The sequence below is a fragment of the Bacillus sp. SH5-2 genome (assembly GCF_008368905.1).
GTDB classification, from domain to species: Bacteria; Bacillota; Bacilli; order Bacillales; family Bacillaceae_G; genus Bacillus_A; species Bacillus_A luti.
Window position 1 is genome coordinate 135017 of the sequence record NZ_QOSD01000021.1, and the last position, 9977, is coordinate 144993.

The following is a 9977-nucleotide window of genomic DNA, read 5'->3' on the forward strand; positions in this document are numbered from 1 at the left end:
TATGTATATAGTGTAATTCATTTCCTTACGCTACTTTTTTATTCTTTTCATACCAGAGCGTTTAAAGACATGAATTAAGCTTTTCTTTACTTCTTCATATGTCATCTCTGCACAAGGCTTCCTTGCTATTATAACAAAATCTTTTCCAGAATCTATCTCATCTTTTAATTCTATAATCGCTTGGCGAATCATACGCTTAATACGATTACGAACTACTGCATTTCCTATTTTCTTACTAACAGAAAGGCCGATGCGAAAGTATGGCTGTTCTTCTTTATTTAATTGGTATACAACAAACTGACGATTGGCATTCGATTTTCCTTTTTGAAAAACCGTCTGAAATTCGTCATTCTTTTTTATACGATTTTTTTTCTTCATATCAATTGACACTCCTGTATTTCATCAGCGGAAATTCATTATTATTAGAAAAAAAGACCACTGAACGATCAGTGGTCTACGCAGATAATACTTTTCTTCCTTTACGACGACGAGCTGCTAGCACTTTACGTCCGTTCGCTGTGCTCATACGGCTGCGGAAACCATGTACTTTGCTGCGCTTACGTTTATTTGGTTGGTAAGTTCTTTTCATTATATGACACCTCCCTGAGGAATATCTGTTAAAGACAGTCTAATAAATTATAGTAAATCAAATAGGAAAATGTCAATGCTTCTCGAAATTTTCATCAAATATTCATTTTAAACCTATTCACACACTTTTTCACAGCCTCTATATTTCCTTGTGGATAAATGTTTTTTCTTGTTTTTTATATCCACAAACTCTTTTTATACTTTTACACAGTATATCGTGTTGTGGACAAGTTTATTCCACAAGGTATTGATTTTGTGGATAACTTTCTTAAATTCATTGCTATAGCTACTTTTTTTTGATATTATAGTTGTGTTTTCACTTTGAATAAGTTTTCCACATCTTTATCTTATCCACAAATTGTGTATAACATGTGGACAGTTTTAATCACATGTGGGTAAATGATTATCCACATTCACTTTTTTTGTCGAAAACCCTATCTCATATACAAACGACGTTTTTTGGTTTTAAAATACGTTTCGTATAAATATACATTTTATATTTATTAGGTTGTACATTTGTTGCGCAACCTTATTCTTTTACCATCTTAGTAAAGGAGGGACACCTTTGGAAAACATCTCTGATTTATGGAATAGTGCCTTAAAAGAGCTAGAAAAAAAGGTCAGTAAACCTAGTTATGAAACATGGTTAAAATCAACAACCGCACATAATTTAAAGAAGGACGTATTAACCATTACAGCTCCAAATGAATTTGCTCGTGATTGGTTAGAATCTCATTATTCGGAGCTAATTTCGGAAACACTTTATGATTTAACAGGGGCAAAATTAGCTATTCGCTTTATCATTCCCCAAAGTCAATCCGAAGAGGAAATTGATTTTCCTCCTTCAAAACCAAATGCAGCACAAGATGATTCTAATCATTTACCACAGAGCATGCTAAACCCAAAATATACGTTTGATACATTTGTTATTGGCTCTGGTAACCGCTTTGCTCACGCTGCTTCTTTAGCTGTGGCCGAAGCACCAGCTAAAGCATACAATCCCCTCTTTATTTATGGAGGAGTTGGGCTTGGAAAGACACATTTAATGCATGCGATTGGTCATTATGTAATTGAACACAACCCAAATGCGAAGGTTGTATATTTATCATCAGAAAAATTTACAAATGAATTCATTAACTCTATTCGTGATAATAAAGCGGTCGATTTTCGTAATAAATACCGCAATGTAGATGTTTTATTGATAGATGATATTCAATTTCTAGCTGGAAAAGAACAAACTCAAGAAGAGTTTTTCCATACATTTAATGCATTACACGAAGAAAGTAAACAAATTGTAATTTCAAGTGATCGGCCACCAAAAGAAATTCCAACTTTAGAAGATCGTCTTCGTTCTCGCTTTGAATGGGGACTTATTACAGATATTACACCGCCAGATTTAGAAACACGAATTGCAATTTTACGTAAAAAGGCAAAAGCTGAAGGGCTCGACATACCAAATGAAGTTATGCTTTATATCGCAAATCAAATTGATTCAAACATTCGTGAACTGGAAGGTGCACTAATCCGAGTTGTAGCTTATTCATCTTTAATTAACAAAGATATTAATGCTGATTTAGCAGCTGAAGCACTTAAAGATATTATTCCGAATTCTAAGCCAAAAATTATCTCTATTTATGATATTCAAAAAGCGGTCGGGGACGTTTATCAAGTAAAATTAGAAGATTTTAAGGCAAAAAAACGAACAAAATCCGTTGCCTTTCCTCGCCAAATTGCAATGTATTTATCACGCGAACTTACGGACTCCTCTTTACCTAAAATAGGTGAAGAATTCGGTGGACGTGATCATACAACAGTTATCCATGCCCATGAAAAAATTTCTAAGCTATTAAAAACGGATACGCAATTACAAAAGCAAGTTGAAGAAATTAACGATATTTTAAAGTAGTAGCTGAATAGTGTGAATAACTTACCTTGTTTTACGCACAGTCTATCCACATGTAGATAGGCTGTTTTTACATCCTTTAACGGGGTTATCCACATATCCACAAGCCCTATTACTATTACTACTATATTTTATCTTTATTAATTAAATAAAATCTTATACTTACCGGAGGGTTTTCGTTATGCGTTTTACAATACAAAAAGACTATCTTGTAAGAAGCGTACAAGATGTAATGAAGGCAGTTTCTTCTCGTACAACAATTCCGATCCTTACAGGAATTAAAGTTGTCGCTACTGAAGAAGGAGTTACATTAACAGGAAGCGATGCTGATATTTCCATTGAATCTTTTATCCCTGTTGAAGAAAATGGGAAAGAAATTGTAGAAGTTGCACAATCAGGAAGTATTGTTTTACAAGCAAAATATTTCAGTGAGATTGTAAAAAAATTACCGAAAGAAACTGTTGAAATTTCTGTGGAAAATCATTTTATGACAAAAATAACATCTGGAAAATCAGAGTTTAATTTAAATGGTTTAGATTCTGCTGAATATCCATTACTGCCACAGATTGAAGAACATCATGTTTTTAAGATCCCAACAGATTTACTTAAACATATGATCAGACAAACTGTATTTGCAGTTTCCACTTCTGAAACAAGACCAATCTTGACAGGTGTAAACTGGAAGGTATATAACAGCGAATTAACTTGCATTGCTACAGATAGTCACAGGTTGGCTCTTCGAAAAGCAAAAATCGAGGGCATTGCAGATGAATTCCAAGCGAATGTTGTTATTCCAGGTAAAAGCTTAAATGAATTAAGCAAAATTCTAGATGAGTCTGAAGAAATGGTTGATATTGTTATTACGGAGTATCAAGTATTATTCCGTACAAAACATTTATTATTCTTCTCAAGGTTATTAGAAGGAAATTACCCTGATACAACTCGTTTAATTCCGGCAGAGAGTAAAACAGATATTTTTGTAAATACAAAAGAATTCTTACAAGCAATAGATCGTGCCTCTCTATTAGCAAGAGATGGTCGTAATAATGTTGTGAAATTATCAACTTTAGAACAGGAAATGCTAGAAATTTCTTCGAATTCACCAGAAATCGGAAAAGTAGTAGAAGAAGTTCAATGTGAAAAAGTAGATGGGGAAGAATTAAAAATATCTTTTAGTGCAAAATATATGATGGATGCACTGAAGGCATTAGATAGCACTGAGATTAAAATTAGTTTTACTGGAGCAATGAGACCATTTTTAATTCGTACAGTAAATGATGAGTCCATTATTCAATTAATTTTACCGGTTCGTACTTACTAAGTAAGAAATAAGGGTTGCTAGTTTAAAGATGCTAGTAGCCCTTATTTGATTTTTGGGTATTACTTTCCTAATGCTAGTTTATTTAGTACAATGAAAGAATGAACACTTTCAGAAAGTGAGCGATTTTATGAAACGTATTGAAATTTCAACAGAGTATATTACACTAGGACAATTTTTAAAGTTAGCCGATGTAATTGATACAGGTGGCGCTGTAAAATGGTTTTTACAAGAATATGAAGTGTACGTGAATCAAGAACTTGAAAATAGAAGAGGTCGCAAACTATATGCGAACGATATTATTGAAATTCCAGGAAGCGGAAGTTTCCAAGTTCAGTCATAAAGGGGGAGCCCTTTGTTTATTTCAGAAATACAATTAAAAAACTATCGTAATTATGAAAAGTTAGAGCTTTCCTTTGAAGATAAGGTAAATGTAATTATCGGCGAAAATGCACAAGGGAAAACAAATTTGATGGAAGCTATTTATGTTTTAGCGATGGCGAAATCTCATAGAACCTCTAATGATCGTGAGCTTATCCGTTGGGATGAAGAATTCGGTCAAATTAAAGGGAAATTACAAAAGAGAAATAGTTCTTTGTCTTTGGAATTAAATATTTCGAAAAAAGGTAAAAAGGCAAAATTAAATCAACTTGAACAACAGAAATTAAGTCAATATATTGGCGTGATGAATGTTGTCATGTTTGCCCCAGAAGATTTAAATCTTGTAAAAGGAAGCCCTCAAGTAAGAAGACGCTTTTTAGATATGGAATTAGGTCAAATAGCTCCAGTCTATTTGTATGAATTGAGTCAATATCAAAAAGTGCTCACGCAGCGAAATCACTTGCTGAAGAAGATGCAAGGGAATAGTAAGAATGAGGAAACGATGTTGGATGTATTTACACTTCAACTTATTGAGCATGGTACAAAAATATTGCAAAAACGGTTTGAATTTTTGCATTTACTACAAGAATGGGCGGCTCCAATTCATCGCGGTATAAGCCGTGGATTAGAAGAATTAGAAATTGTCTATAAACCAAGTGTAGATGTATCAGAATCAATGGATTTGTCGAAAATAAAAGAAGTATACTATGAAAGTTTTCAATCTGTGAAACAACGTGAAATTTTCCGTGGTACGACTTTAATTGGTCCTCATCGTGATGATTTACAATTCTTCGTTAATAGTAAAAATGTTCAGGTCTTTGGTTCACAAGGACAACAACGAACGACCGCACTGTCCCTAAAATTAGCTGAAATTGAATTGATTTACTCAGAAGTTAAGGAATATCCGATTCTTTTATTGGATGATGTATTATCAGAGTTAGATGATTATCGTCAATCACATCTGTTAAATACAATTCAAGGAAAAGTGCAAACATTTGTGACAACGACGAGTGTCGACGGAATTGAACACGAAACGTTAAAAGAAGCGAAAACAATTCATGTAACGAACGGCACGGTAGATTGTGAAATAGATAGGGCATAATTCCCTGTTTAAATGGAAAAGTAGGTGATCTTTGTGTCAATGGAACAAAAGCAAATGCAAGAAAATTCATATGATGAAAGTCAGATACAGGTACTTGAAGGACTGGAGGCAGTTCGAAAACGCCCGGGGATGTATATTGGATCTACAAGTGGAAAAGGACTTCACCACCTTGTATGGGAAATTGTCGATAATAGTATTGATGAAGCATTAGCAGGATATTGCGATGAAATTAACGTTAGCATCGAAGAAGATAATAGTATTCTTGTAACCGATAATGGACGTGGTATTCCAGTTGGTATACAAGAAAAAATGGGACGTCCTGCTGTAGAAGTTATTATGACTGTTCTTCATGCTGGCGGTAAATTTGGCGGCGGCGGTTATAAAGTTTCTGGTGGTTTGCATGGTGTTGGGGCATCCGTTGTAAATGCCCTATCAACAGAACTAGAGGTATTTGTACATCGTGAAGGTAAAATCCATTACCAAAAATACGAAAGAGGTATTCCGGTTGCGGATTTAAAGGTCATTGGTGACACAGACCAAACAGGAACAATAACTCGATTTAAGCCAGATCCAGAAATTTTCAAAGAAACAACAGTATACGATTTTGATACATTAGCAACTCGTATGCGTGAATTAGCATTTTTAAATCGTAATATTAAATTAACAATTGAAGACAAGCGTGAACATAAGCAAAAGAAAGAATTCCATTATGAAGGTGGAATTAAATCGTATGTTGAGCATTTAAACCGCTCAAAACAACCAATTCATGAAGAGCCTGTGTATGTAGAAGGGTCAAAAGATGGCATTCAAGTTGAGGTTTCCTTACAGTATAACGAAGGATATACAAATAATATTTACTCATTTACGAATAACATCCATACGTATGAAGGTGGAACGCATGAAGTTGGATTTAAGACAGCTTTAACTCGTGTGATTAACGATTATGGTCGTAAAAATAGTATTTTAAAAGATGCGGACAGTAATTTAACGGGTGAGGATGTTCGTGAAGGTTTAACTGCAATTGTGTCAATTAAACATCCGAATCCACAATTTGAAGGACAAACGAAGACGAAACTCGGGAATAGTGAAGCGAGAACGATTACAGAGTCTGTATTCTCAGAGGCATTTGAGAAGTTCTTACTAGAAAACCCAAATGTTGCGCGAAAAATTGTGGAAAAAGGTACGATGGCTGCACGTGCACGTGTAGCTGCGAAAAAAGCACGTGAATTGACACGCCGAAAGAGTGCATTAGAAGTTTCGAGTTTACCTGGTAAATTAGCAGATTGCTCTTCGAAAGATCCAGCAATTAGTGAGATTTATATCGTAGAGGGTGATTCTGCCGGCGGATCAGCGAAACAAGGGCGTGATCGTCACTTCCAAGCGATTTTACCACTTAAAGGTAAAATTATTAACGTTGAAAAGGCACGGTTAGATAAAATTTTATCTAATGATGAAGTGCGTACAATTATTACTGCTATTGGTACAAACATTGGCGGGGACTTCGATATCGCAAAGGCCCGTTATCATAAAGTTATCATTATGACAGATGCAGACGTAGATGGTGCGCATATTCGTACCCTATTATTAACGTTCTTCTATCGTTATATGCGTCAAATTATCGAGCACGGTTATATCTATATTGCGCAACCGCCATTGTTTAAAGTACAACAAGGTAAAAAAATTCAATATGCTTACAATGATAAAGAACTTGAAAAAATATTAGCCGAATTGCCAGCACAACCTAAACCTGGTATTCAGCGTTATAAAGGTCTAGGGGAAATGAATCCAACTCAGCTATGGGAGACAACAATGGATCCAGAGGTACGTTCGTTACTTCAAGTTTCTCTTCAAGATGCAATTGAAGCGGATGAAACATTTGAAATTTTAATGGGTGATAAAGTAGAGCCACGTCGTAACTTTATCCAAGAGAATGCAAAATACGTGAAAAACCTTGATATTTAAATGAGTAATGACAGGAATCTAAGTATTCCTGTCTTCTACATATAAATCAATGTATGTGTAACGGAAATGTAAGAGGAGGTGCTCGTTGATGTCAGACAATCAACAACAAGCACGAATTCGAGAAATTAATATTAGTCATGAAATGCGTACTTCATTTTTGGATTACGCAATGAGTGTTATCGTATCTCGTGCATTACCAGATGTTCGTGATGGATTAAAACCCGTGCATCGTAGGGTTTTATATGCGATGAATGATTTAGGAATTACAGCTGATAAAGCGTATAAGAAATCAGCACGTATTGTCGGTGAAGTAATCGGTAAGTATCATCCGCATGGTGATTCAGCTGTTTATGAAACGATGGTACGTATGGCGCAAGATTTTAGTCAACGTTATATGCTTGTTGATGGGCATGGTAACTTTGGTTCTGTTGATGGAGATTCAGCGGCAGCAATGCGTTATACAGAAGCAAGAATGTCTAAGATTTCTATGGAATTAATACGTGACATTTCAAAAAATACAATTGATTACCAAGATAACTATGATGGTTCTGAAAGAGAGCCGATTGTATTACCGGCGCGTTTCCCTAATTTACTAGTAAATGGTACGACAGGTATTGCAGTTGGTATGGCAACAAATATTCCACCTCACCAACTTGGTGAAGTAATCGATGGTGTATTGGCGTTAAGTCATAACCCTGACATTACTATTGCGGAATTAATGGAGTGTATTCCGGGGCCAGATTTCCCAACAGCAGGTTTAATTTTGGGACGAAGTGGTATTCGAAGAGCTTATGAAACAGGAAGAGGTTCTATTATACTTCGTGCTAAAGTTGAAATTGAAGAGAAGTCAAATGGTAAACAATCTATTATCGTAACGGAACTACCTTATCAAGTTAATAAGGCGCGATTAATTGAAAAAATTGCAGAATTAGTTCGTGATAAAAAAATTGAAGGTATCACAGATTTACGTGATGAATCAGATCGAAATGGTATGCGCATTGTTATGGAAGTACGTCGTGATGCGAATGCCAATGTACTATTAAATAATCTGTACAAACATACAGCGCTTCAAACAAGTTTCGGTATTAATATGTTGTCTCTTGTAAATGGAGAACCACAAGTATTAAATTTAAAACAAAATTTATATCATTACTTGGAGCATCAGAAGGTAGTAATCCGTAGACGTACCGCTTATGAATTAGAAAAAGCAGAGGCACGTGCTCATATTTTAGAAGGATTACGAATTGCTTTGGATCATCTTGATGAAGTGATTACGTTAATTCGTAGTTCAAAAACTGCGGATATTGCAAAGCAAGGCTTAATGGAACGTTTCGGTTTAAGTGAAAAACAAGCACAAGCAATTTTAGATATGCGTTTGCAACGTTTAACAGGACTAGAACGTGAAAAGATTGAACAAGAATATCAAGATTTAATGAAGTTAATCGCTGAATTGAAGGCAATCTTAGCAGATGAAGAGAAAGTTCTTGAGATTATTCGTGAAGAATTAACGGAAGTAAAAGAACGCTTCAATGATAAGAGACGTACAGAAATTACAATTGGTGGTATGGAGTCTATTGAAGATGAAGACTTGATTCCAGAGCAAAACATCGCGATTACGTTAACTCATAATGGTTATATTAAGAGGTTACCAGCTTCTACGTACAAAACACAGAACCGTGGTGGACGTGGTGTGCAAGGAATGGGAACAAATGATGATGATTTCGTAGAGCATTTATTAACTACTTCTACGCATGATCATATTCTATTCTTCACTAATAAGGGGAAAGTATACCGTACGAAAGGATATGAAATACCAGAGTATAGTCGTACAGCGAAAGGTATACCTATTATTAACCTATTGGGTGTAGATAAGGGTGAATGGATTAACGCCATTATTCCAATTCGTGAATTTGGTGACGATGAATTCTTATTCTTCACAACAAAACAAGGTATCTCTAAGAGAACACCACTTTCATCATTTGCAAATATCCGTACAAATGGTTTAATTGCAATTTCTCTTCGTGAAGAGGATGAAGTAATCTCTGTGCGTTTAACATCTGGTGATAAGGATATTATTGTTGGAACAAGTAACGGTATGCTAATTCGTTTCAATGAACAAGATGTGCGTTCTATGGGACGTAATGCAGCTGGTGTTAAAGCTATTACATTAGGCGATGAAGACCAAGTCGTAGGCATGGAAATTGTCGAAGAGGATGTAAATGTTTTAATTGTAACGAAAAATGGTTACGGAAAGCGTACACCGATTGAGGAGTACCGTCTGCAAAGTCGTGGTGGTAAAGGTCTGAAGACTTGTAACATTACAGATAAGAACGGTAAATTAGTAGCGGTTAAATCTGTAACAGGTGAAGAAGACATTATGTTAATTACAGCAGCAGGCGTTATTATTCGTATGCCAGTTGATCAAATCTCTCAAATGGGACGTAATACACAAGGTGTTCGTCTAATTCGCTTAGAGGATGAGCAAGAGGTAGCGACGGTAGCAAAAGCACAAAAAGATGACGAAGAAGAAACGAGCGAAGAAGTTTCTTCAGAAGAATAAGAGAGGGGGATTTCTCCCCTCTTTATTTTTTTATAATAATACTTGCATAGAGAAGAGAAAGCTTATATAATAGGCAGAGTCAGCAAATGAGAGATACAAGTTATCTTAAAAAACTTGTTGACGGAAATAATATACTATGATATATTATAAAAGTCGCTGAAAC

Annotated in this window: 8 protein-coding genes; 6 read left to right on the top strand and 2 right to left on the bottom strand. The window is 35.3% G+C overall.

Annotated elements, in window-relative coordinates; genetic code table 11:
* Window positions 1-30: 30 nt before the first annotated feature.
* Window positions 31-378 (bottom strand): ribonuclease P protein component, encoded by a 348-nt coding sequence (gene rnpA, locus DN410_RS19435; protein WP_000728894.1) that lies wholly within the window; start codon window positions 376-378, stop codon window positions 31-33.
* Between the two features lie 76 nt (window positions 379-454).
* On the bottom strand, window positions 455-589 hold the full coding sequence (rpmH, locus tag DN410_RS19440) for a 50S ribosomal protein L34 (RefSeq protein WP_000831901.1): 135 nt from the start codon (window positions 587-589) through the stop codon (window positions 455-457).
* 564 nt (window positions 590-1153) lie between these two features.
* Here rpmH and dnaA point away from each other — a divergent pair.
* The 6 genes from dnaA (at window position 1154) to gyrA (ending at window position 9814) form a co-directional block, all read left to right on the top strand.
* Complete coding sequence (dnaA, locus tag DN410_RS19445) at window positions 1154-2494, top strand: chromosomal replication initiator protein DnaA (RefSeq protein WP_149177692.1); 1341 nt, start codon at window positions 1154-1156, stop codon at window positions 2492-2494.
* Between the two features lie 178 nt (window positions 2495-2672).
* Window positions 2673-3812: a DNA polymerase III subunit beta gene (gene dnaN / locus DN410_RS19450; protein ID WP_149177693.1), complete on the top strand. Its 1140-nt coding sequence runs from the start codon at window positions 2673-2675 to the stop codon at window positions 3810-3812.
* Window positions 3813-3939: 127 nt separating this feature from the next.
* On the top strand, window positions 3940-4152 hold the full coding sequence (gene yaaA, locus DN410_RS19455) for a S4 domain-containing protein YaaA (protein WP_149177694.1): 213 nt from the start codon (window positions 3940-3942) through the stop codon (window positions 4150-4152).
* Between the two features lie 12 nt (window positions 4153-4164).
* Window positions 4165-5292, top strand: coding sequence for a DNA replication/repair protein RecF (gene recF / locus DN410_RS19460; RefSeq protein ID WP_149177695.1), 1128 nt, complete (start codon window positions 4165-4167; stop codon window positions 5290-5292).
* A gap of 39 nt (window positions 5293-5331) precedes the next feature.
* Entirely contained in the window at window positions 5332-7254 is a 1923-nt protein-coding gene (gene gyrB, locus DN410_RS19465) for a DNA topoisomerase (ATP-hydrolyzing) subunit B (RefSeq protein ID WP_149177696.1), read from the top strand.
* Window positions 7255-7342: 88 nt separating this feature from the next.
* A complete protein-coding gene (gyrA, locus tag DN410_RS19470; protein ID WP_149177697.1) occupies window positions 7343-9814 on the top strand; it encodes a DNA gyrase subunit A in 2472 nt (823 codons plus the stop codon).
* Window positions 9815-9977: the final 163 nt, after the last annotated feature.